This is a genomic window from Hyphobacterium lacteum, assembly GCF_036330345.1.
Classification (GTDB): domain Bacteria; phylum Pseudomonadota; class Alphaproteobacteria; order Caulobacterales; family Maricaulaceae; genus Hyphobacterium; species Hyphobacterium lacteum.
This window is the reverse complement of sequence record NZ_JAZDRP010000024.1, coordinates 1-630: the sequence shown is the minus strand read 5'-3', so window position 1 is coordinate 630 and position 630 is coordinate 1. Positions and strand designations below refer to the sequence as shown.

Annotated in this window: 1 protein-coding gene; it reads left to right on the top strand. The window is 58.6% G+C overall.

The window, feature by feature from the left end; genetic code table 11:
* On the top strand, window positions 1-630 hold a 630-nt coding region (locus V0U79_RS13625; RefSeq protein ID WP_330200060.1), incomplete at both ends, for an Ig-like domain-containing protein.

The following is a 630-nucleotide window of genomic DNA, read 5'->3' as shown; positions in this document are numbered from 1 at the left end:
CTTGCCTGAGGGCGAAAACGACATCTCAGCCCAGTTCATTTACGCGGAAGGACTGTTTGCCCGCTCGCCCGTAACCACCCTCACGCAAACAGTCGACGCAACCTCACCGACACTGAATATTGCCGGTCCAATCGGCTCCACTTCTGGTGCATTCGCAACGGCTTTTACGTTTTCAGAAAGTGTCGGCGGTTTCACGCTTGCCGATATCATTGTCGGCAATGGCACCGCCTCTAACCTCTCTGGCTCTGGCACCACCTACACCGCCACCATCACACCCACAGCGGACGGCCAGGTTACCGTCGATGTCGCAGCTGGTGCTGCTCAGGACGCCGCGGGTAACCTCAGCACTGCAAGCAACCAGTTTTCTGTAATCAGCGACACGACATCACCCTCGCTTACCATTACCGGCCCGGCGGGTCCTGTTTCGGGGGCATTTGTCGCCACCTTCACCTTCTCTGAAGGCGTCACAGGCTTTGAGCTGAGCGATATCGCCGTCGGCAATGGATCCGCCTCTAATCTCTCTGGTTTAGGAACGACCTACACCGCCACCATCACACCCACAGCGGACGGCCAGGTTACCGTCGATGTCCCCGCCAACAGCGCCCAAGACGCCGCAGGCAACGACAACAC